General features: G+C 42.0%; 20 protein-coding genes. All 20 read right to left on the bottom strand.

Annotated features, from left to right (window positions below):
- Nucleotides 1–11: 11 nt before the first annotated feature.
- The 20 genes from IEW67_RS07255 to rplS all read right to left on the bottom strand — a co-directional run bounded on the left by IEW67_RS07255 (nt 12) and on the right by rplS (nt 23,644).
- Nucleotides 12–4,304 (bottom strand): PolC-type DNA polymerase III, encoded by a 4,293-nt coding sequence (locus IEW67_RS07255; protein WP_188632400.1) that lies wholly within the window; start codon nt 4,302–4,304, stop codon nt 12–14.
- A gap of 231 nt (nt 4,305–4,535) precedes the next feature.
- Nucleotides 4,536–5,795, bottom strand: a complete 1,260-nt coding sequence (gene rseP, locus IEW67_RS07250; protein ID WP_188632399.1) for an RIP metalloprotease RseP — start codon at nt 5,793–5,795, stop codon at nt 4,536–4,538.
- A gap of 92 nt (nt 5,796–5,887) precedes the next feature.
- A complete protein-coding gene (locus IEW67_RS07245) occupies nt 5,888–6,685 on the bottom strand; it encodes a phosphatidate cytidylyltransferase (protein WP_188632398.1) in 798 nt (265 codons plus the stop codon).
- Nucleotides 6,686–6,700: 15 nt separating this feature from the next.
- Nucleotides 6,701–7,462 (bottom strand): undecaprenyl pyrophosphate synthase, encoded by a 762-nt coding sequence (gene uppS / locus IEW67_RS07240; RefSeq protein ID WP_188632397.1) that lies wholly within the window; start codon nt 7,460–7,462, stop codon nt 6,701–6,703.
- Between the two features lie 213 nt (nt 7,463–7,675).
- On the bottom strand, nt 7,676–8,233 hold the full coding sequence (gene frr, locus IEW67_RS07235) for a ribosome recycling factor (protein WP_188632396.1): 558 nt from the start codon (nt 8,231–8,233) through the stop codon (nt 7,676–7,678).
- 2 nt (nt 8,234–8,235) lie between these two features.
- Nucleotides 8,236–8,958 (bottom strand): UMP kinase, encoded by a 723-nt coding sequence (gene pyrH / locus IEW67_RS07230; protein WP_188632395.1) that lies wholly within the window; start codon nt 8,956–8,958, stop codon nt 8,236–8,238.
- Between the two features lie 121 nt (nt 8,959–9,079).
- Nucleotides 9,080–9,964 (bottom strand): translation elongation factor Ts, encoded by an 885-nt coding sequence (tsf, locus tag IEW67_RS07225; protein WP_188632394.1) that lies wholly within the window; start codon nt 9,962–9,964, stop codon nt 9,080–9,082.
- 94 nt (nt 9,965–10,058) lie between these two features.
- Nucleotides 10,059–10,826: a 30S ribosomal protein S2 gene (rpsB, locus tag IEW67_RS07220; protein WP_188632393.1), complete on the bottom strand. Its 768-nt coding sequence runs from the start codon at nt 10,824–10,826 to the stop codon at nt 10,059–10,061.
- 349 nt (nt 10,827–11,175) lie between these two features.
- Nucleotides 11,176–11,955, bottom strand: a complete 780-nt coding sequence (gene codY, locus IEW67_RS07215; protein WP_188632392.1) for a GTP-sensing pleiotropic transcriptional regulator CodY — start codon at nt 11,953–11,955, stop codon at nt 11,176–11,178.
- 16 nt (nt 11,956–11,971) lie between these two features.
- Nucleotides 11,972–13,372 carry an ATP-dependent protease ATPase subunit HslU gene (hslU, locus tag IEW67_RS07210; RefSeq protein ID WP_188632391.1) on the bottom strand — a complete coding sequence of 467 codons (1,401 nt, stop codon included), beginning with the start codon at nt 13,370–13,372 and terminating at the stop codon, nt 11,972–11,974.
- Between the two features lie 17 nt (nt 13,373–13,389).
- Nucleotides 13,390–13,923 carry an ATP-dependent protease subunit HslV gene (hslV, locus tag IEW67_RS07205; protein WP_188632416.1) on the bottom strand — a complete coding sequence of 178 codons (534 nt, stop codon included), beginning with the start codon at nt 13,921–13,923 and terminating at the stop codon, nt 13,390–13,392.
- 36 nt (nt 13,924–13,959) lie between these two features.
- Nucleotides 13,960–14,868, bottom strand: a complete 909-nt coding sequence (gene xerC / locus IEW67_RS07200; RefSeq protein WP_188632390.1) for a tyrosine recombinase XerC — start codon at nt 14,866–14,868, stop codon at nt 13,960–13,962.
- A gap of 440 nt (nt 14,869–15,308) precedes the next feature.
- Nucleotides 15,309–17,387: a type I DNA topoisomerase gene (topA, locus tag IEW67_RS07195; RefSeq protein ID WP_188632389.1), complete on the bottom strand. Its 2,079-nt coding sequence runs from the start codon at nt 17,385–17,387 to the stop codon at nt 15,309–15,311.
- A 105-nt stretch (nt 17,388–17,492) separates the two neighbouring features.
- Nucleotides 17,493–18,386, bottom strand: a complete 894-nt coding sequence (gene dprA / locus IEW67_RS07190) for a DNA-processing protein DprA (protein WP_188632388.1) — start codon at nt 18,384–18,386, stop codon at nt 17,493–17,495.
- A 69-nt stretch (nt 18,387–18,455) separates the two neighbouring features.
- Nucleotides 18,456–19,358, bottom strand: a complete 903-nt coding sequence (sucD, locus tag IEW67_RS07185; RefSeq protein ID WP_188632387.1) for a succinate--CoA ligase subunit alpha — start codon at nt 19,356–19,358, stop codon at nt 18,456–18,458.
- A 128-nt stretch (nt 19,359–19,486) separates the two neighbouring features.
- Nucleotides 19,487–20,647, bottom strand: coding sequence for an ADP-forming succinate--CoA ligase subunit beta (sucC, locus tag IEW67_RS07180; protein ID WP_188632386.1), 1,161 nt, complete (start codon nt 20,645–20,647; stop codon nt 19,487–19,489).
- A gap of 107 nt (nt 20,648–20,754) precedes the next feature.
- A complete protein-coding gene (gene rnhB, locus IEW67_RS07175; RefSeq protein ID WP_188632385.1) occupies nt 20,755–21,525 on the bottom strand; it encodes a ribonuclease HII in 771 nt (256 codons plus the stop codon).
- Nucleotides 21,526–21,720: 195 nt separating this feature from the next.
- Nucleotides 21,721–22,575, bottom strand: coding sequence for a ribosome biogenesis GTPase YlqF (gene ylqF, locus IEW67_RS07170; RefSeq protein ID WP_188632384.1), 855 nt, complete (start codon nt 22,573–22,575; stop codon nt 21,721–21,723).
- Between the two features lie 11 nt (nt 22,576–22,586).
- A complete protein-coding gene (gene lepB / locus IEW67_RS07165; protein WP_188632383.1) occupies nt 22,587–23,147 on the bottom strand; it encodes a signal peptidase I in 561 nt (186 codons plus the stop codon).
- Nucleotides 23,148–23,299: 152 nt separating this feature from the next.
- Nucleotides 23,300–23,644, bottom strand: coding sequence for a 50S ribosomal protein L19 (gene rplS, locus IEW67_RS07160; RefSeq protein WP_188632382.1), 345 nt, complete (start codon nt 23,642–23,644; stop codon nt 23,300–23,302).
- Nucleotides 23,645–23,685: the final 41 nt, after the last annotated feature.

Genomic DNA, 23,685 nt, shown 5'->3' with positions numbered 1-23,685 from the left:
TCCAAACAAACCTAAAACAAAGATAACTGATTTTTTTCAGCCATTCCTTCTAAACATCCGTGATTATCAAGGTATTCCAACACAGTTTTGGAAATCTTACTACGTTGACGAAGATCCTCTTTTGACAAGAACTCTCCGTCTTCCCGTGCTTTAACAATATTAATCGCTGCGTTTGTACCAAGCCCATCCACTGCATCAAATGGCGGAATTAACGCATCGCCATCCACGATAAATTCAGACGCTTTAGATTGGTACAAATCAACCTTCTGGAATGAATAGCCACGTTCACACATTTCCAGCGCTACCTCCAGTACAGTGAGAAGGCTTTTTTCTTTTGGTGACGCATCAATGCCTTTGGCCGTAATGGATTCAACACGCTGTCTGATAGTATTGGATCCCTTTACCATTGTATCCAGTTCGAAATCACCTGCCCGCACTGAAAAGTAAGCTGCATAGAAATAAATAGGGTAATGCACTTTAAAATAAGCAATGCGTACAGCCATCAGAACATAGGCAGCAGCATGGGCTTTCGGGAACATATATTTAATCTTTTTGCATGATGCAATATACCAATCAGGCACCCCATGCTTTTTCATTTCATCGATCCATTCATCCTTCAATCCTCTACCTTTACGCACATATTCCATTATTGTAAAGGCAAGTGACGGTTCCAGCCCTTTGTGCAACAGATAAACCATGATATCATCACGACAGCCGATAACATCCGGCAAATCACATATACCATCATTTATCAGCTCCTCTGCATTACCAAGCCATACGTCAGTACCATGGGATAAGCCCGATATTATCACGAGCTCGGCAAAAGTGTTCGGTTTCGTATCTTCAAGCATTTGTCTTACAAATCTTGTGCCGAATTCCGGCACTCCCAATGTGCCCGTTTTACAATTGATTTGGTCAGGGTTAACCCCCAATGATTCCGGTCCGGAAAATATCTTCATAACCTCTTCATCATCAGTCGGAATTGTCTTGGGATCGATCCCGCTTAAATCCTGCAGCATTCGGATAACAGTCGGATCATCGTGACCGAGTATATCAAGCTTCAGCAGATTATCATCAATCGAATGGAAATCGAAATGGGTAGTCTGCCATTCGCTATTTCGGTCATCAGCGGGATATTGTATCGGTGTAAAATCAAAAATCTCCTTATCTTCAGGTACGACAATTATTCCGCCCGGATGCTGACCAGTTGTTCTTTTCACGCCAGTACAGCCTTGCACTAACCGGTCAACCTCCGCATTTTTATACACTAGCTGTTTGTCAGATGCATAGCCTTTCACATAACCATAAGCCGTTTTTTCTGCAATAGTACCGATTGTTCCAGCACGGAATACTTTTTCTTCACCGAAAAGATCCTTTGTATAATTATGAGCCTTCGGTTGATATTCGCCCGAGAAGTTCAAATCAATATCCGGCACTTTGTCACCCTTGAATCCAAGAAATGTCTCAAACGGGATATCTTGACCGTCTTTTGTCAGCGCTCTGCCACAATTCGGGCATGCTTTATCTTTTAAATCAAAACCGCTTCCGATTGACCCGTCCGTTATAAATTCATGGTAGTGACATTCTGTACAAACATAATGCGGAGGTAATGGATTGACTTCGGTTATCTCCGACATGGTGGCCGCAAGAGAGGACCCCACTGATCCGCGCGATCCAACCAGATAACCATCATCCAATGATTTTTTTACCAATTTATGCGAAATCAGATAAATAACTGAGAAACCGTGGCCTATAATGCTGGAAAGTTCCTTTTCAAGCCTGTCCGTTACAATCTCCGGAATCGGATCCCCATAAATTTCTTTGGCACGATTATAGCAAAGTTCACGCATTTCCTGTTCGGCACCTTCAATTGTCGGTGTAAACAGACCGTCCTGAACCGGTGAAACCTCCTCGATGTCATCTGCCAATGCTCTTGTATTATCCACCACGATTTCCTTGGCTTTATCTTCACCGAGAAAGCCAAAACCATCAATCATTTCATCGGTTGTCCGGAATGAGGTATCCGGTAGTGTCTGCCTGTTTAATGGGTTACCAGCCTGGGATGCGATTAAAATCTGTCGGTAAATTTTATCATGTACTTCAAGATGATGAACATTGCCTGTTGCCAGAACAGGTTTATTCATTCGTTCACCCATTTCGGTCAGTTTTGAAATAATATCCAGGAGCTGTGACTCATTTTGAACAAGTTCCTTCTCAATTAAGTGAACATAGTTAGAAGGCGGCTGCACTTCAATATAATCATAGAATTCGGCTGCTCTCTCTGCTTCGTCGGCCGATTTTTGCATCATCGCTTCAAAAACTTCGCCCTGATCGCAGGCAGAACCGACAAGAAGACCACTCCGGTGTCTTTGCAGAAGTGACCTGGGAATCCGCGGCACCCGGTAAAAGTAATTAACATGTGCATACGAGACGAGTTTATAAAGGTTTTTCATACCCTCCTGTGTACGTGCGATCAGTGTACAATGCGAGGGTCTTGAGCGCTTATAAGCATCCCCTTCACCCATGTGATTATTTAATTGGTTGTGATAGATAATTTCTCTTTCAAGCAAGCCTTGTACAAGTTTCCATAGTAAATATCCCGTAGCCTCAGCATCATAGATTGCACGATGATGCTGGGTCAATTCGATATCCAAGTGCTTACACATTGTATTCAATCGGTGATTTTTCAATTCAGGGTACAAAAAGCGGGAAAGTTCCAGCGTATCGATAACAGGATGGGTTGTTTTAGCATAGTCAATCCGTTGAAATCCCTGATCTAAAAAGCCGATGTCAAAACTCGCATTATGGGCTACCAGAATACTATCTTCCGTCCACTCATGAAAATCTTTTAATACGTCACCAATTTCGGGTGCATCTTTAACCATATCATCCGTAATCCCGGTCAAGTCTGTTGTTGTTTGTGACAGCGGCTGGTGCGGATTAGCGAATGACTCAAATCGATCAACGATCTCCCCTTGATGGATTTTTACAGCAGCAAGCTCAATAATAGTGTCATAAACGGCAGAAAGTCCCGTTGTTTCGACGTCAAACACGACATAAGTACCCCCGGCCAAGTCAACATCGCTTTCATTATATGCAATCGGAACCCCGTCATCAACCAGATTGGCTTCAACACCGTATATAACTTTTATGCCGTGTTTTTCCCCTGCGTTATGTGCTTCAGGAAACCCTTGAACACCGCCATGATCAGTGATCGCAATCGCTTTGTGACCCCAGTTTGCCGCTTGTGTAATGAGAGCTGACGGTGATACAACAGCATCCAGCTGGCTCATTGTTGTGTGGGCGTGGAATTCAACGCGTTTTTCGTCATCTAGTGCCTTATCTTGGCGTGTCGCTACTTTGACTTCGTGAATATCGCTTGCCATCATAGCCAATTCATTTGTGTACATATCGGTCTGAATACTGCCTCTGGCCTTAATCCACATTCCTTCCTTCAACTGTTCAAAAACGTGAGCATCGTCATCGCCTTTGGAAAACATTTTTATTTGCAAGGAGTCGGTGTAATCAGTCGCTTTTACAATCAGTAAACTTCTCCCTGAGCGCAACTGACGAACTTCCGAGGAAAAGACATAGCCTTGAATTGTGACACGCCGTTCTTCTTCCTGAATTTCTTCCATTTGCATCGGTTCATCCTGAATCTTATAACCTAGCATAAACGGCTTACTGTTTTCCGTTTTTTGCCGCTCTTGATCACGCTTTTCTTTTTGCTGCATGGTTTTCAGAACCAACTCCTGGTCCTCTAAAGCTTTTTGCTCTCTGAACTTTTGTAGTGCACCGGCTTCATTTTTAACTTCTACGTCCAATGTAAGTGCCGGTGCGCCGATTTTTCGGCAAAAATCCTGAAATGGCTTTTCGAGGCGTTTTTTAAGTGCACTGCCTTCAGCCTCATTTCTCGCGGTTAACATAATCTTGTTATTGTTAACCTCGGGCACTTGATCAAATATAAGATCTTTATATGCTGGTGATAGATTAGATACTGACTGGAGGAAATGCTGCCAATAAGCTAATACCGTTTCATCCGCACAGCTCTTGTCATCTGTGTATAATGTCCATTCAATCTGTGCAAATTGTTGAAACGTTTCCTGTAATTTGGAAGACAGCAGGGCATATAACTCTGTTGGCAACAGTTGGTTAAGACGTATATGAAAATGCCACGTTTTTGTTTGTTTATGTACTTCCAGTTTGACGAGTTCACTATCCATAAAATAACGACTTGTCTGCTCATTGGAAATCCCCAACTGTTCCAGCAACAAATTCATTTTTTCTTGTTTTGAAATATCCATTATAAGTTCCTCCTGATATTGATTCCTGCTGAGAAAGTCGTTTCCCCACTGAATGTCAGTTGCATGAACCGAGCATTCTCGGGGGGTTTCTCCCTATTTTACATGTCGCATATACACAAGGGTATTTAATGCCTATTAAAACAGGATAATAATGGAAAACCCCTGCCAAAATAAGACAAGGGTTTCACCATCACTTTAGCCGGTTTATATGATTGGTTTCAATTTCACAGCCTATAGGAACAATCGCTGAATATCATTCCATGTGACCACAATCATCAGCAGCATCAGCAGGGCAAACCCAATAAAATGAACGATTCCTTCTTTTTGCGGGTCTATCGGCTTGCCGCGTACTGCTTCAATCCCCACAAACAAAAGTCTTCCGCCGTCAAGTGCCGGAAGCGGCACTAAGTTAATTATCCCTAAATTGACGCTTAATATTGAGGTCCACATCAAAAACGTCATGAAACCGGACTGAACAACCTGGTCTGTTGCATCATAGATCCCCACAGGACCGGACAAAACTTCAATGGAATATTGGCCGGTTATCAGCTTAACGAGATTTGTCAATATAAGCTTTGTTGTATCATATGTCCGTTCAAATCCGTATTGAAAAGTCCCGACAAATGACTTTTCATATGCATGTCGAACACCTGCCTGTCCGATTGTAATGCCTTGTCCTTCTATTTTTGCAGGCGTTAATGTTAATGTTTCTGTTCCGCCTTCACGCTGCACTGTCATGCTCAGTTCTTCACCAGGATTATCCTTGACAATCTCATCAAATTTTTCCCAAGTAGAAATGGCATTTCCATTAATTTGCACAACTTCATCGCCTTTTTGAAAGCCTGCTTCTTCAGCAGGACTGTCATTCTGTACACCGGATATTTTCGCTTCATCAACCGGTATACCTTGAATAAAACCAACGATAATGAATATAACAATCGCCAATACGAAGTTCATCATAGGACCTGCAAACAATTGCATTGCCCGTTTGCCGACACTTTTGGAGGCAAACTGCCGATCATACGGAGCGATTTGTGTTTCTTCCTCATCCATCACAAAAAATGCTTTGCGATCCACCTGAAAGGTTAACTTTTCATCCTCTTCATCGGGATCATAACCCTGGATGAGCAGCTCGTGGTCTAAATCTGAATGTTCCACTTCAATAATACGCGCATTGGGATGTTTCGATTTATGGTTAACAATGATTTTTTTGATGTTACCTTCATCATTAAATTCCAAGCCTATATGCTGGCCAGGCTTTAATTCAATGATTTCCGGATCCTCACCGGCTACCCGTACATAACCACCGATCGGCAGCAGACGGATTGTATAAACTGTCTCATTTTTTGTAAAGGCAAAAACCTTTGGACCAAAGCCAATTGCAAACTCGCGCGCAAGCATGCCTGCCCTTTTTGCAAAAATTAAATGTCCGAATTCATGGATGAACACAAGCAGTCCAAACATGAATATAAATGCTATAACTGTGGTCAAATGAAGCACCATCCTTTATCTGATAAAGGTTATTTATAATCCGAACCAGTGTTTCCGGAGCGTTCATCCTATTCCCTGAGATCAGTATAACGTTAGGTGAAGAAGTTGATAAAATGCAAAAGCGGTAAAGCGAATAAAAGACTGTCCAGCCGATCCAGTATTCCGCCATGGCCCGGCAGCAACTTTCCTGAGTCTTTGACACCATAATTTCGTTTGAACGCCGATTCAACCAGGTCACCAACCTGACCGGCCACTGACACCAGAACCGTAACTAATATTACAACTATCATATCATATGAAAACGGAAAGGCGATATGAAAAAACATCCCAATAACAACCGCCAACAATATTCCGCCGAGAGCTCCTTCGACTGTTTTGTTCGGGCTGATTTCCGGCCATAATTTATGCTTGCCAAAAGCTTTGCCGCAAAAATATGCACCTGTGTCCGTCGCCCAAATCACAACCAGCACATAAAATATACGTGCTAAGCCGTCAGATGAGGACCTGGTTTCCATTAGATAAAAGAAGCCCATTCCAACATAAGTGATTGCCAACAGAATAAAACCGGCATCATCAAATGTAAACTTATTCTTTGCCATCACGGTATATGACAACAAAAATAAAACAAATATCATAAACACTTCTATTTTTTCGATTCCAAGTAAAAAACCGGCATATTTGGAAGATTCAGGGACCATTAGCAGCCATAATGGCAAAAGGGCAAATATTGCCGGCGTATAGTAATGACTTATTTGACGCATACGAATTAATTCAAACAGTGCTATCGAAGCCAGTAAGTAAACAAATAACTGAAAAATAGTACCGCCGATCACAACCGCAGGAATGAATATAAGAAACGCCACTAATGCTGTTATAATTCGTTCTTTCATAGTTCATCCAACACCTTATATGCCTCCATAGCGCCGTTTTCTCCGCTGATAATCATGCAGTGCCTCTTTAAATTTCTCGTCTGAAAAATCAGGCCATAATACATCAGTAAACCAAAATTCAGTATAAGCGAGCTGCCACAGCAAAAAATTGCTTAACCGCTGTTCCCCGCTTGTCCGAATTAATAAATCCGGATCTGATAAACCGGTCGTATAGAGGTATTCTGAAAATATATGCTCATCAAGTTTATCCAGCGTGAGCTTAGAGCTGTCGATATCTGTTATGATTTGTCTGATCGCTTGTACAATTTCAAATCTACTTCCATAGTTTAAAGCAAAATTTAATAATAATCCATCATTATCTTTTGTCTGTTCTTTAGCATAACGAATTGCTTTCTTTGTATGATTCGGAAGCACATCAAAATTGCCAATGGTATCAATTTTAACATTGTTTTCAATCATTTCCGGCAAGTAGATATGTAAGAATTCCTTAGGTAAACCCAGAAGATAATCGACTTCTGATTTCGGACGACTCCAATTTTCTGTTGAAAAAGCATATAATGTCAAAACTTTAACATGACAATTCACAGCCGTATTAACTATTTTTTTAACAACTTCCATGCCCTCTTTGTGACCGGCAATCCGGGGAAATCCCCGTTTTTTTGCCCAGCGGCCATTTCCGTCCATAATGATGGCTACATGTTCAGGTATATTATCCAGTTCTGTTTCTTCTTTCACCTTTGTTTTTTTATTTTTGAAAAAGGGAAGTTTCATTGGCATAACTTGTCCTCCGATATCGTTGATGAATCCGGTAAATAATCCGCAATATTATTATCCTATTATGTTGAATTACCATTATATCACTTTAATCCGCAAATTTTATGAAAACCCGGATTTAAGTTCTTCACAACCGGACGAATTTTTATGCCGGTGGAAACAAAAGCCCTCTTAGACAAGAGGGCCGCAGCAGCTTATTTGACTAAACCTTCATCTTCAGACTTCCAATATTTCCTTTTCTTTGTTTTTTACATTCTCATCAATTTTATTAATGTGTTTATCTGTTTCTTTTTGCACATTTTCTTGTTCTTTTTTTAAGTCATCTTCAGTCAAGTCACCATTTTTCTCAGCTTTCTTCAATTGATCATTGGATTCACGCCGGACATTTCGCACCTGTACACGTGCTTCCTCAGCGTATTTTCCAACAACCTTCACCAATTCTTTACGGCGCTCTTCTGTCAGTGCCGGAATGTTAATCCGGATCACATTGCCGTCGCTGGACGGGGATAGGCCTAAATCAGCCTTCTGGATTGCTTTCTCAATATTACTGACTGATGATTTGTCAAACGGTGTGATAACCAAAAGTCTTGCCTCCGGTGCCGAAATTGTCGCCAGCTGGTTCAGCGGTGTTGCGGCCCCATAATAATCGACAATAACACCATCCAGAATCGACGGATTTGCCCTGCCAGCGCGAATAGTTGCCAAATTTTTAGAAAAAGCCTGCACAGCCTGTTCCATTTTACTTCGTGTATCCTTGATGATTTGATCGGACATGATTAGTCCCCCTTTATTGTTGTACCAATTGGTTCGCCTTGAACGACACGTTTAATGTTGCCTTCTTCCATGATGGAGAAGACGATTAATTGAATATGATTATCCATACAAAGTGATGATGCGGTAGAATCCATGACCCCAAGGCCTTCGCTCAGCATTTCCATATATGAAATCTCCGTGTATTTTCTTGCATCGTCATTAACTTTTGGATCATCGGAATACACACCATCGACATTATTTTTAGCCATTAGTATGACCTCAGCCTCAATTTCAGCAGCCCGTAATGCTGCTGTTGTATCCGTTGAAAAATAAGGGTTCCCTGTTCCTGCAGCAAAAATGACAACCCGCTTCTTTTCAAGATGACGTATTGCTTTTCTTCTTATATAAGGTTCTGCCACCTGACGCATTTCAATAGATGTTTGAACACGGGTTGGGATGCCATTATTCTCCAAACTGTCCTGAAGCGCCAGGGAGTTCATAATAGTTGCCAGCATACCCATATAATCAGCCGTAGCACGATCCATGCCCATTTCACTTCCGACTTTGCCGCGCCAGATATTTCCGCCGCCAACGACTACAGCCACTTCCACACCCAATTCAGCAACTTCTTTTATCTGAGATGCAACCGATTGGATCACTTGTGGTTCAATGCCATAGCCTTGTTCACCGCTTAATGCTTCACCACTTAATTTTAACACAATTCTACGGTATCGAGCTGTTGTCATGATTACCTCCATCGGGATTATATAGTGTTTTAAGTATCAATAAAGATTTTGTCGCTGTATTTCTGATGTATTAGTGAAATAGGGAAGCATCATACTGCGTTCCCCATTTCGTCCTCATCCACTATTTTTTCATTTGATTCATAACTTCTTCAGCAAAATTTTCTTCGCGTTTTTCCATACCCTCTCCTACTGCATAGCGGGTGAACGCCTTAACGGTTGCTCCTTTGTCTGATACATATGTTTTCACTTTCTGATCCGGATCTTTTACAAAATCCTGCTCTAACAGACAAATTTCTTCAAAGAACTTGCCAAGACGACCTTCGACCATTTTCTCAACGATATGCTCCGGCTTTCCTTCATTCAATGCCTGAGTCTTCAGTACTTCACGTTCACTGTCGGCTTCCTGCTCTGGCACTTCATCCCTGGAAACATAACGCGGGCTTACTGCGGCAATATGCATCGCAATATCTTTTGCAAGCTCTTCATCCGTCGTACCTTCAAGCAGTGTCAGGACACCAATTGAACCACCCATATGAAGATACGCACCAAATGCATCATGATCCGTTTTATCCATCAACGCGAAACGGCGAAGTGAAATTTTCTCACCAATTTTACCGACAGTTGCGTTGATATATTTTTCGACTGTATCACCATCACCATGAAGTTTTTGGCTAAGAGCCTCTTCCACTGTTTCAGGCGTCTGCTTAACAATGTGCTTACCGAGTTCTGACAGCAGTTCTTTAAACTGGTCATTTTTAGTGACAAAGTCAGTTTCGCAATTAACCTCCAGCAGCACCGCTCTATTTTTGTCGATTTCTATATGCGTCAAGCCCTCAGCAGCAATACGGTCTGCTTTTTTCGCAGCTTTTGCCATCCCTTTTTCACGCAGGAATTCAATTGCCTTATCCATATCACCGTCAGTTTCCTGAAGAGCTTGTTTACAATCCATCATTCCGGCTCCGGTCGTCTCACGAAGTTCTTTAACTAATTTTGCCGTAATCGCCATAATGACTCCTCCTTTGGTTATTCCACTATATTTATTGCCTGAAAAAAAGGTGATAAAAGGCTCTATCCCCTTATCACCTGTCCTTTTAGCGTTACTACTCTTTATTTGTTTCAGCCTCCGCGGCAACTGCTTCCTCTTCTTCCGACTGTGATTCTTCAGTTTGCACTTCTTCGGTTTCTTCGCCTTGTTTAACTTCCAGAATAGCATCAGCCATTTTTGAAGTCAGCAGCTTCACAGCACGAATAGCATCATCATTTGCAGGAATCACATAATCAATTTCATCCGGATCGCAATTTGTATCGACCATTGCAATGATCGGGATATTCAGCTTATGCGCTTCAGCGATAGCAATGCGCTCTTTACGGGGATCGATGACAAACAAAGCATCCGGCAATTTATTCATTTCTTTAATTCCGCCCAAAAATTTAACGAGACGGTCTTTTTCTTTCAACAGACCGATAACTTCTTTTTTAGGAAGCACATCGAAAGTGCCATCCTCCTCCATATGCTCGATATCTTTCAAGCGATTGATACGTTTGCGGATCGTCTGGAAATTTGTCAGCGTTCCGCCCAACCAGCGCTGGTTTACATAAAACATTCCGGAACGGGTTGCTTCATCACGGACAGAGTCCTGTGCCTGTTTTTTTGTGCCTACGAAAAGAACCGAGCCACCGTTTGCAGCAATGTCTTTTACATAATTGTACGCTTCATCAACTTTCTTGACCGTTTTTTGCAGGTCAATGATATAAATGCCGTTACGTTCAGTAAAGATGTATTTTTTCATCTTCGGATTCCAACGGCGCGTCTGGTGTCCGAAATGCACACCGGCTTCCAGCAATTGTTTCATTGAAATTACTGACATATAAAATTCCTCCTAATGGTTTTTTCCTCCGCTTCAGATCATCTTCACATAAAGACCATTCCCTCAAATGGCACCCAGTATGCAAATAACTGAGCGTGTGTATTTATGCTCACAATCAATTGTGAGCACAGTATTACACCAAGAGTAAATATATCATAACAATCATGACCAATCAAGGATTAATATGCTTTCTGGACGATATAGATATAAAAAACCTTTAGAAAAACTCGACATTCGCCTCGCCTTATAGCGAATGCCGAAGCTTTTCTTATAACCCATCATTTATACTTTCTGACGTTATTAAAAACGGTTATCGCCCTGATAACCGTTTTAAAAGTGAGTGATCATCCTATCTGGAACGCAATTTTTCCAACTCAACTAGGAATTTATCATTTAATACTTTAATATATGTCCCTTTCATACCGAGTGAGCGGGATTCAATTACACCGGCGCTTTCCAGCTTTCTTAAAGCATTGACAATAACTGACCTGGTGATTCCCACTCTATCGGCTATTTTACTCGCTACAAGCAAGCCTTCCTGACCGTTCAGTTCTTCAAAGATATGGTCGATAGCTTCTAATTCACTATAGGAAAGCGAGCTGATTGCCATCTGTACAACCGCTTTGCTTCTGGCTTCAACCTCGATCTCTTCTGTTTTCTCATGCAGTATTTCCATACCAACAACAGTCGCACCATATTCTCCAAGCAGCAAATCATCTTCACCGAAACTGTCTGAAAGCCTGCTTAACACAAGTGTACCCAACCGGTCACCGCCACCGATAATCGGAACAACAGTTGTCAAACCATTCTTGAACAATTCGCGATTTTCTACAGGAAATGCTGTGAACGGGCTGTCAATGTCCATGTTCGCAGTTGTTTCATAGATATTAAATAATCCATGTGTGTACTCTTCAGGAAATTGTCTTTCTTCGAGCATTGTTTTCATCCGTTCATTTTCAATCTCTTGATTAATCGCATATCCCAACAGCTTTCCACGTCTACTTACAATGAATACATTGCCTTTGATAACATCTCTGAGTGTTGCAGACATATCGTTAAAATTCACTGATTTACCTGTTGCTTTCTGCAGCATTGCATTAATTTTTCTTGCGCGTTCTAATAGTTCCATTTTAAAATTCCTCCAATTAAAGAATATACTGACTTAAGTCTTTATTTTTGATGATATCACTTAATTTTTTGTCTACATATTCATCCGTGATTTCAATTGTTTCCATGTTCACATCCGGGGCTTCAAACGACAGGTCCTCAAGCAATTTTTCAAGTATCGTATGAAGTCTTCTTGCGCCAATGTTATCTGTTTCCTGATTAACGTGATAGGCAATTTCTGCCAATCTATTTACAGCTTGGTCTGTAAACACAACGTTTATACCTTCCGTTTTCAATAATGCTGAATATTGTTTCAATAAAGCGTTGGATGGTTCCATTAATATCCGCTTAAAGTCTTCTACAACCAATTTTTCCAGTTCCACCCTGATTGGGAATCTTCCTTGAAGCTCCGGTATCAAATCAGATGGCTTTGCTGTATGGAATGCGCCTGCTGCAATGAATAGCATATGGTCTGTTTTGACAGGACCATGTTTCGTAACGACTGTTGATCCTTCAACAATCGGCAGTATGTCACGCTGCACCCCTTCACGCGAAACATTTGCTGAATTGCCGCTCTGTTCCCCGGTAACTTTATCAATTTCATCAATAAATAACATTCCGGTCTGCTCGGCGCGATTGATTGCTTCTTGTGCTGCTTCTTCCATATCAACAAGCTTTTGGGCTTCCTGGGTTGTCAACACTTTCCTCGCCTCTGACACAGGCAGTTTACGTTTCTTTTTCTTTTTCGGCATGAACTGGCCAAGAGCATCTTGCATGTTCGTTCCCATTTGTTCCATTCCTGATCCCTGAAGCATATCAAACATTGAGGGGGGCATTTCCTCAATCTCAACAGTTACCATCTGATCTTCCAGCTCCCCCAAAGCCAGCTGATGTTCAACCCGCTTCCGCTTATTTTTGATTTCATCGTCCTTAGGTGCTTCATCAGAATCAGAATCATCATTGTCTTCCTGCGATGAAAACAGCATTTCAAATGGGTTCTTCACATTGTTCTGTTTTTTTGCCTGTGGCACAAGCAGCTCGACAAGTTTTTTATCAGCCTCTTGTTTCGCACGATCGTCCACTTCACTCATCTTTTCTTCCTTAACCATGCGCAAGGACATTTCAACCAGGTCACGCACCATCGATTCGACATCACGGCCGACGTAACCGACTTCGGTAAATTTGGTCGCTTCAACTTTTACGAAAGGTGCACTGACCAAATTGGCCAGCCGTCGCGCGATCTCAGTTTTACCGACACCAGTAGGGCCAATCATTAAAATATTTTTTGGTACAATCTCATCTTTGATTTTCTCGTCAAGCTTCATCCGGCGGTACCGGTTTCTCAATGCCACGGCAACTGATTTTTTTGCCTCCGACTGACCCACTATATACTGATCCAGCTGCTCTACAATCTGTTTTGGAGTATAATCAATCCCCATCAACCAAGGCCTCCTTATTAATCAAGTACCTCCAGTGTGATATGGTCATTTGTGTAAATACATATTTCACCGGCAATCTCAAGTGCTCTTTGGGCGATCTCCTCAGCGGATAGTCCGTCCCCGTGTCTGACCAATGCCCTGCCGGCACTCAATGCATAGTTCCCACCTGAACCGATTGCAAGAATGCCATCATCAGGCTCAATGACCTCACCGGTTCCCGACACCAGAAACATTTTCTCTTTGTTCATGACGATAAGCATAGCTTCCAATCTGCGAAGGACCTTATCACTCCGCCATTCTTTTGCTAATTCCACTGCAGATCTGGCAAGGTTGCCGTCAAAAGCTTCCAGTTTCGCTTCAAACTTTTCAAATAATGTAAATGCATCAGCTACAGATCCCGCAAATCCCGCAAGGACCTGACCCTTATACAATGTACGGACCTTCTGTGCTTTATGCTTCATGACAACAGCATTACCCAGTGTGACTTGCCCGTCGCCACTCATTGCGCATTGACCTTTATGCTGAACAGCAAAAATAGTAGTCGCATGCATCTCAGCTGCCACAATTATCACCTCTTCCTGAGAAGATTATTCTTTTGCTCTTGGGTGACTGTTCATATACACATGGCGCAAGCGGTCCTTGGTTACGTGTGTATATATTTGCGTTGACGATAAGTTTTCATGGCCGAGTAACTCCTGTACCGTTCGCATGTCGGCCCCCTCGTTCAACAAATGTGTTGCGAATGTATGCCGTAATTTATGCGGGTGTACATGAACAGTCATTGCAGCTTTTTCAACCATTTTATCCAAAATCGTATTGATTCCTCTGGCGGTTAACGAACCACCCCTGGCATTCAAAAAGACAGCATCTGAAGTAGAACCTGCCTTTTTCAGCAACGTTTCTCTACCATCATTGATGTATGTTTCCAAGGCAATTTCTGCAAAACGACCAAAAGGCATATAACGTTCTTTGTTGCCTTTGCCTTTAATGAACATAGTCCCGATGGCAAAATCAATATCAGATAGCGCCATTCCCTGACACTCACTCACTCGTATACCCGTAGCATAAAGCGTTTCAATCAAAGCCTGATTACGCTGTCCCAGAGGATCTGTTAAATCATTGACTTCAAACAGCTTTTCCAGTTCTTCCATGTATAAAAATCCCGGTATAGCTTTATCAGTTTTCGGCATACTTACATAAATGAAGGGATTATCCTTCACATGGTTATGACGTTCAAGGTAACGGTAAAAGCTTTTCAGACTGGATATTTTTCTGGACACAGATCTTCGCCCCAAATGTTGATCATGCAACCTTGTAAGGTATATGCGAATCAACTGGTGATCTACGTCTTCCAGGCGGCTGACAGCTTCTTCATCCAAGAAGGCAAAAAACCGTTTCAAATCCTCCATATAATGTTTAACGGTTAATGGTGAGGCATTTTTTTCGATTTGTAAATACTCTCTAAATGCTTCACTATACTCTGTAAAGTTATTCAAGTTCACACCCCGCTTTACAGCGAATAAAGCATACCACATAAATTATTTGAACGCAATGAATTTGACGAAATTATGATAAAATTCAGAAACAGATGCATACTTAATCATCAGCTGACTTATCTCCGAATTCAACAATCTCTACTGTCAAGTAAATCACCTTACCAATGCGCAATTATATCTGTTTGATTTTAAATAGTCAATCATTAAGAATAGAATTATCAAAAAACTTTCATGTCTATGAACAACATGTGAATGATCAACATAACACTGTATAATGAATTACCCCAAAATTGTTAGAAAAACTCGGCATTCGTCTTGTGAGTGCCGAAGTTTTTCTTATAAGGTCATCCATAATTTATATTTTCTGACGTTATTAGAAAAACTCGGCATTCGTTATATTTTCTGACGTTATCAAAAGAAAACTGCCTGACTGCAGGCAGTTAATTATCGGCGGTTTCCTTGTAATCACAGTTTGTGCATTGTACCCGGGTTTCTTTTTTTGTTTTTTTCTCCACCAGCAATGAATCACATTTCGGGCATGGCCTTGAAATCGGTTTATCCCAGGAAACGAAATCACATTCCGGATAACGATCACAACCGTAGAACTTTCGATTTTTCTTCGATTTTCGCTCCACTACGTCACCTTGTTTACATTTCGGGCATGTTACACCAATTTTTTTTAAAATTGGTTTGGTGTTACGGCATTCAGGAAAATTGGAACAGGCCAGAAATTTACCGTATCTACCCATTTTATAAACCATTTCATGTCCACAGTTTTCACATGTGATACCCGCCGGTTCATCACGGATTTCGATTTTTTCCATTTCCTGTTCCGCTTTTTCCAGACGCTCTCTAAACCCACTGTAGAAGTCATCAAGTACTTTAATCCACTCTGTTTTCCCTTCTTCAATGGAATCCAGATCTTCCTCCATCTTAGCGGTAAAATCAATATCGATGATTTTCGGGAAAAATTCTTTCAAAATATCATTGATAATTTTCCCAAGCTCAGTCGGAACAAACCGCTTATTGTCCAACTGAACATATCCGCGGCGCTGTACCGTATCAAGGGTCGGTGCATACGTGGAGGGCCGTCCGATTCCTTGCTCTTCCATCGTACGTACCAGTCTCGCCTCGGTATATCTTGGCGGCGGCTGGGTGAAATGCTGATTCGGCGTAATCTCTTTAGCATTCACTTCCATGCCCTCAGACAAGTCGGGCAAATATTTATTCTCATCTTTCTTCTTGTCATCGCTACCTTCTACATATACCTTCATGAAGCCTTTAAATTTCACTTTTGATCCTGTGGCACGAAATTCAATTCCGTTATTCAGTAGATGGACAGTCATTGTATCCATAACAGCCGGTGCCATCTGACTTGCGAGAAATCTTTCCCAGATGAGCTTATAAAGACGGTATTGATCCCGGGACAACAAATTCTTCAAAGATTTCGGATCCCGCATGACGGACGTCGGACGAATTGCTTCATGAGCATCTTGAGCCCCTTCTTTTTTGGCGCTTTTTTTGGCATAGCCTTTATAGCTTTTACCGTAATTATCCTCGACATAGCTGTTAGCTTCCTGTTTAGCGGTTTCGGAAATTCTCGTTGAATCTGTCCGCATATATGTGATTAACCCTGTGATACCTCCCGCTTTTTTACCCAGGTCAATACCTTCATACAGCTGCTGGGCAACCATCATGGTTTTCTTGGCCCGAAAATTAAGTTTGCGGGCCGCTTCCTGCTGTAATGATGACGTTGTAAATGGCTTTGCGGGATTGCGCTTGCGCTCGCGTTTGTTTACTTTATCAACCGAAAACATTTTTCCTTCAAGTTTCTCAGTAACCGCTTTTACATCTGTTTCAGTTTTTAATTCCTTTTTCTTACCGTCTATGCCATAAAAAGCACCCTCAAATGTTTCCTTGTCTTTTTGAAAAAGAGCATCAATGGACCAGTATTCTTCAGGCTTAAAATTGTCAATTTCCTCTTCGCGGTCAATAATCAGCTTGACAGCCACAGACTGAACTCTTCCGGCACTAAGACCTTTTTTGACCTTCTTCCATAACAGCGGGCTGATTTTATACCCTACAAGACGGTCGAGAATGCGCCTGGCTTGCTGGGCATCGACCAAATCACTGTCAATTGAACGCGGGTGTTTGAATGACTCTTTAATGGCATCTTTCGTGATTTCATTGAATACAACCCGGCACTCTGAATTTTCATCAACATTTAAAGCATAAGCCAAATGCCAGGCAATAGCTTCTCCTTCCCTGTCAGGGTCTGCAGCCAGATAAACTTTCTTGGCCTTTTTTGCAGCCGACCTTAATTCTTTCAGGATATCGCCTTTACCGCGGACTGTAATATATTTTGGTTTGAATGAATCATCCGGATCAACACCTGTTTGGCTTTTTGGCAGATCACGGACATGCCCCATTGAGGCTTTCACTTTATATTTTTTACCTAAATATCGTTCGATCGTCTTCGCTTTTGCTGGCGATTCCACGATCACGAGGTAGTCAGACATATCGTTTCCTCCCAGATTTGCATCCATAAGTTGAAATGAAAAATCTTCACTAAATATTAAATAGTTACACTGTGTTTGTCAAACATGCTATGAATTTCCATTGGTTCATATGCCCCAATTCGGTTCAATCCTCACCCAATCTTCCCGAATATCATTCACATTCCGAACGAGCTTTGCCCCATCCTGAATCATGATGTGGCACCCTTCCGTATGCGGTGTTAAGGGTGATCCGGGAAGTGCATAAACGTCTCTTCCCTGATCCAACGCTTGGTCAACAGTAATCAATGTACCGCTTTTTTTCGTTGCTTCAATAACAAACGTACCAAAGCTTAGACCGCTTATAATTCGATTACGTTCGGGAAAATGAAAGCGTTCCGGTGGGGTATCAGGGGGGTATTCAGATAGCAATAACCCTTTATCAGCTATTTGACTGAAAAGCCTTGTGTTTTGCTTTGGATAAATGTGATTAAAGCCGCTGCCCATCACAGCAATCGTCTTTCCATCATATTGAATGGCAAACTGATGAGCATAACTGTCAATTCCCGCTGCCATACCGCTAACAATTGTCCAGTTATCTTGAATCAGGGGCAGCACATATTGTTGCATTTTAGCTTTCGCGTCATTTGATGGCCGTCGTGTGCCAATCACACTCAGTAACGGATGCTGTTCCATTAATTGCATGTTGCCAATGGCATATAATACCAACGGCGCATCTTTAATAGTTTTTAACACAAAGGGATAGTTATCGTCAACTACTGTTATCACACTGACTGATTTCAGATCATGTTTGATTTGGGATATTAGTGTCGAACTTCGGAGATCTGTATAAAATAAGGAGGCCTTTTTCAAAGAGAGAGAAAAAAACTGGCTGATTTCAGAAGCAGATAGCTTGTAGACGCTTTTCAATGTAGGATCATACCGTACAAATTTCCTGATAGTCCGGCGCGAGACGCCCCGGCACCGATGAATATGGATTAAGCGTTTGCGAACCTTTTCCAATCAATCACGTCCTTTTGGTTAGATTGAAACCCAAAGATAGCGCATCTTTGGGTTCCCCGTCTATCATAATCAATGTGTTTTGCATTTTTCCTGCAAGCCATTTTCCTTGAGGACATTAATCATTGTTTCACCGATTTCAGCCGGTGTATCTGCTGTTTTAACACCGCATTCGTTCATAATGCGGATTTTTTCTTCCGCAGTTCCTTTGCCGCCGGAAATGATGGCCCCAGCATGTCCCATACGTTTTCCAGGAGGGGCTGTTGCCCCGCCGATGAATCCGACGACAGGTTTTGACATATTAGCTTTTATCCATTCGGAGGCATCTTCCTCAGCTGTACCGCCAATTTCACCGATCATTACAACAGCTTCCGTTTCAGGGTCTTCATTGAAAGCTGTCAAAGCATCGATAAAATCTGTTCCATTCACTGGATCACCGCCAATTCCAACAGCAGTGGTTTGACCATACCCGGCCTCAGACAGCTGATGCACTGCCTCGTACGTTAATGTACCCGAACGGGAAATAACGCCGATATGACCTTTCTTGTGAATATACCCCGGCATAATACCAATTTTACTTTCATCAGCAGTGATAACACCAGGGCAGTTTGGACCTACAAGGCGTGTCTTTTTGCCTTCCATTGCACGTTTTACTTTCACCATGTCCATGACTGGAATATGTTCTGTAATACAGATAACCAAATCTAATTCAGCATCTACCGCTTCCAGAATCGCGTCAGCCGCTGCTGGTGCCGGCACATAGACAACAGATGCGTTCGCGCCTGTTTCGTCAACAGCATCCTGCACCGTGTTAAATACAGGTACCCCTTCCACTTCGGTACCGCCTTTTTTCGGTGTGACACCGCCAACGATTTTGGTGCCATATTCAAGCATTTGCTTTGTATGGAATTTGGCTGTGCCGCCGGTGATTCCCTGGACAATCACTTTTGTATCTTTATTAACATATACACTCATTTCTGTCCGTCCTTTCATTGATAACCTGTTTGCTTTCAAAGATTATAGCAATTTTCACATTGTATGCTGCTACTGCTCTGCGACGCATAAGTTTCGGCTAAAAACAGTAATCTCTTAAAAAACCAACATCACTTAACTGCGGAAACGATTTTGTTTGCACCATCAGCCATCGATTCAGCTGAGGTAATATTCAAGCCTGATTCATCAAGAATCTTCTTACCGAGATCGACGTTCGTGCCTTCAAGGCGCACAACAAGCGGCATTTCCAGACCTACCTGTTTCGTCGCTTCCACAACGCCTTCAGCAATGACATCACACTTCATGATACCGCCGAAGATATTGACAAAAATACCTTTAACATGCGAATCGGACAAAATGATTTTAAATGCTTCAGTTACCTTTTCTGCCGTCGCGCCGCCGCCGACATCAAGGAAGTTTGCAGGCTCGCCGCCATAATGTTTAATAATGTCCATTGTAGACATTGCAAGACCTGCACCGTTGACCATACAGCCAATATTGCCGTCAAGTGCAACATAGCTTAAATCGTATTTGGAGGCTTCAATTTCTTTTTCATCCTCTTCTTCCAAATCGCGCAGCGCCATCACATCCTTTTGACGGAACATAGCATTATCGTCAAAATTCAATTTGGAGTCAAGTGCCATTACTTGTCCATCGCCCGTTGTAACAAGCGGATTAATTTCGGCAATGGAACAATCCTTTTTGACGAATACATTATACAAGCCAATCATGAATTTAGCTGCATTGCCAATCAACTCATGTGGAATATTAATATTAAATGCCAGTCTGCGAGCTTGATAGCCGGAAAGTCCGACTACCGGATCGATGACTTCTTTAAAGATTTTTTCCGGGGTTTCGGCAGCAACTTCTTCAATTTCTGTACCGCCTTCTTCTGAGCCCATCATAACAACTCGGGAAGTGGCACGATCAAGAACGAGACCGACATAATATTCGTTTTGAATATCGCAGCCTTCCTCAATCAGCAAACGTTTCACTTCTTTACCTTCAGGGCCCGTCTGATGTGTTACCAGGTTTTTGCCCAGAAGTTCGTCTGCATATGTACGAACATCATCAAGATTTTTAGCGATTTTGACACCGCCGGCTTTACCTCTCCCGCCAGCATGAATTTGTGCTTTTACAACAAAAACGTTGCTGCTCAATTTTTTGGCGGCTTCAACAGCTTCTTCAACCGTATATGCAACATGCCCATTTGGAACATTTACGCCGGATTCGCGCAAAATATCTTTACCTTGATACTCGTGAATGTTCATCTTTCATCCTCCCATCAAATTTCACTGCATTCCTATTGTATAAAAAAACTATGAATTTCACAAGAATTAGCGATTTATGGCAGATTTTGATGTGTTTGTTGCTGCAATTAGCTTATAGCATTCCGGACCGGTGCAAATGTTTTTCGATGATATGGCGTAATTCCATGTTCCGCAAGCATTGCTGTATGCTGTTTTGTTCCGTAGCCCATATTGGATGCAAAACCATATCCCGGATATTCTTCATCCAATTTTTTCATTAAGTGGTCTCGGGTCACTTTCGCCAATACACTCGCAGCTGCAACAGATATGCTTTCCTGATCACCTTTCGTAATTGAATCAGAAGGATAAGGAAGCTGCTCAAATGAAACAGCATCAATCAACACATGATCCGGTGCTGGGTCTAGCTGGTTGAGCGCCTTATACATTGCCAGTTTTGTAGCTTCATAGATATTGACTTGATCAATCGTGTGATTATCGATAATGGAGACGCCATAGCTCACAGCCTCATTTTTAATGATTGTAAAATACTCTTCACGGCTTGTTTCATTTAATTGCTTGGAGTCATTCAGCCCCAAAAGTTTAAAATTCCGTGGCAATATAACTGAAGCTGCAACAACAGGTCCTGCCAGCGGGCCGCGTCCGGCTTCATCCGTCCCGGCTACATAATGACAGCCATCAGCGAATTTTCTTTGTTCATATCGGGACATATGGAAGAAGTTTGCTTCTTGTGCTTTCTCGTTCAATTTTTTCCGTTCATAACGTTCAATCAGCTTTTGCACACCTTTTCGTTCGTCTGATTTTAACGCGTTTATGTATGTCTCATCCAGCTTTTCAGCTTCAAATAATTGCTTCAGTACGGCTATAGGTTGTTTCTCCAAATAAATCACCTGCCTTTTGTATGATTTGTCAATACATTCAACATTTTACATGGACTATCGTCGAATTGAAAGCAAACACGCAGAATTTTTCTGCTCCAGCAGTGAGCTCACGAAGCATTGCGAGCGTTTCATTCACCATATGCGATACATGCAGCACCAAAGCAAAACTGTCGCAACTAAAACACCTCCGTACAATTACGCATTATACGGAGGTGTTTCAAGTGTGATATTACCAAGTTTTCCCGTCCGCAGATCATGGATGATTACATCGGACACTTTATCAAAATTAACCGTCCCACCACTTTCCAATGCTCCGCGTTGTTTTCCAATTGTGACGAAAATATCCCACATATCCTTCATGTCACGATCGATTCCATATCGTTCTTCCAAGTACTTTGGATAGTGTTCCTGCATAAAGTGTATAACAAATACAACAACATCATCCAACGGCAATAGCTGATCCTTTATGGTACCGATGGCTGCCAAGCGGTAACCCACCAGTTCATCTTCAAACTTCGGCCATAAAATCCCTGGTGTATCAAGCAGTTCGAATTCATTTTTTACCTTAATCCATTGCTGTTTTTTCGTTACTCCTGGTTTATCACCTATTTGAGCAATCTTCTTATTCGCAAGACGGTTGATTAACGTCGACTTACCGACATTCGGCACACCAATAATCATGGCGCGGGGAGGCCGCGGGTTAACACCTTTTTCCTTGAGCTTATCCATTTTGGTCCGTCCGAGCTCTTTGGCTGTCTGAACAACGCGTTTAATATCGGCTTTATCATTGACATCGATAGCAACAGTTGATATGCCATGATCTTTAAAATACGCGAGCCATTTTTCTGTCACCCGGCTGTCTGCAAGGTCTTTTTTCATCATAACAATCATCTTGGGTTTTTGTTGCAAAACATTATGGAGCATTGGATTTTGTGATGATGACGGTGAGCGTGCATCCACGAGCTCAATTATAAAATCAGCCAATTTCAGTTTTTCTTCCACTTCCCGCTTGGCTTTCGCCATATGCCCCGGAAACCATTGTATCGTCATATTACATCATCCTAATCATGCAGAATCTGAATTCGGTCAAGCGGCCAGTAGATCAGACTGGTTTTCCCAACAATCTTATCCATTGAGACCACTCCAAGTATACGACTGTCTGTGGAGTTATTCCGATTATCACCAAGCACAAGCACATGATTTTCAGGAATTTTTTTGTATCCGCCTGGAAGGTCTTCCAGTTGAAAGTCACCTGTCAACGGCTGGTAAGACGGCATTTTTTCTTTCCTTTCCTGTAAAAAAGATTCTCCTACTTTTTCGCCATCAACGTATAATTGATCATCTTCCACTGCCACGTTCTCACCAGGCAATCCAACAATCCGCTTTATGAAATCTTTCCGGTCAGATGCGTGAAATACAACAATATCAAACCGCTCCGGATCTTGTATCTGGTAGATGAATTTATTGACAATCATTTGATCTCCATCCTGCAACGTTGGCATCATCGATGGACCATCGACAACGATCGGAGCAAAAAAGAATGTCCTGATCACGAAAAACAGTCCAAATGCTATCAACAAAGCCTTGACCCAATCAAACCATTCACTTTTTAACTTCTCCATTTGTCTGACACCGCCTGCATCAATATATGTATAGTCTATTTATTCATTCATTATAATATTATTATATCATGCTGTACTGAAAATATAGAAAGTAAAAAGGAGCTTGCATGAATGTGACAAGCCCCTTCCCAATAACAGTATTAATCGGCGGATTAGCGACGTTCCTTAATACGTGCTGCTTTTCCACGCAGATTACGAAGATAGTATAGTTTCGCACGGCGAACAATACCGCGGCGAGAGACTTCGATTTTTGCAATACGTGGTGAGTGCACTGGAAATGTACGCTCAACACCAACACCATAAGAAATCTTTCTTACAGTAAATGTCTCACTGATTCCGCCACCTTGACGTTTGATGACAACACCTTCGAATACCTGAATCCGTTCACGGCTTCCTTCGACAACTTTAACGTGAACTTTTACAGTGTCACCCGGGCGGAAATCAGGATGATCCGTACGAAGCTGATCTTTTGTCACTTGTTCAATGATATGCTGCATCTTGCTTCACTCCTTCCAAACCAATGCTCTTATCTCACTAC

The organism is Lentibacillus kapialis, from assembly GCF_014646635.1.
GTDB classification, from domain to species: Bacteria; Bacillota; Bacilli; order Bacillales; family Amphibacillaceae; genus Lentibacillus; species Lentibacillus kapialis.
The sequence above is the reverse complement of the archived record's forward strand: the minus strand, read 5'-3'. Positions and strand labels throughout refer to the sequence as shown.